Source organism: Croceitalea sp. MTPC6, assembly GCF_036985525.1.
Classification (GTDB): Bacteria; Bacteroidota; Bacteroidia; order Flavobacteriales; family Flavobacteriaceae; genus Croceitalea.
Genome location: NZ_BTGR01000036.1, coordinates 1 through 611, shown reverse-complemented (window position 1 = coordinate 611; position 611 = coordinate 1). Strand labels below are relative to the sequence as shown.

Sequence of the window (611 nt, the reverse complement as noted above, 5' to 3'; positions counted from 1 at the left end):
TCTGTCGTTGAATTTCCAACTGTTTCGTTTTCAATAACGGATAGTTTTCCTTGGAAATTTCTACTGCTCTTTCCAATGAAACAATTGGTAAAGAATCTTGAGGTTGGACTTGTTGTGCTTTCGCGAAAGCGGAAGTGAATAAAAGGCAGACCACGGCTGTTGCGGTAACAAATTTTGGATTGAATTTCTTCTTCCGTTCCGACCGTTTTTCGACCCATTGGTAAAAGATGGGAAGGATAAAGAGCGTCAGAAGCGTTGATGTTATCAATCCACCGATTACCACGGTCGCCAAGGGTCGCTGCACTTCAGCACCTGCCGAAGCTGATATCGCCATCGGAAGAAATCCTAAAATATCGGTAAAGGCCGTCAGCATAATGGGACGTATTCTGCGTTTTGTACCTTCAATTATTCGGTCTTTTAAATTGGTCACGCCTTCTTCCTTCAATTCATTTAGACCGCTAATCATTACCAGTCCGTTCAGGACGGCAACACCAAAGAGGACGATAAAGCCGACCCCTGCGGAAATACTGAAAGGCATATCCCGAAGCCATAGTGCGAATACACCGCCAATGGTCGCCATCGGGATGGCCAAGTAAATCATCAAGGTCTGC

The 611-nt window shown here is 45.2% G+C and carries 1 protein-coding gene; it reads right to left on the bottom strand.

All coding sequences use genetic code 11. The features are described from left to right. A partial coding sequence (locus AACP56_RS17930; RefSeq protein ID WP_339339091.1) for an efflux RND transporter permease subunit occupies positions 1-611 on the bottom strand: 611 nt, incomplete at both ends.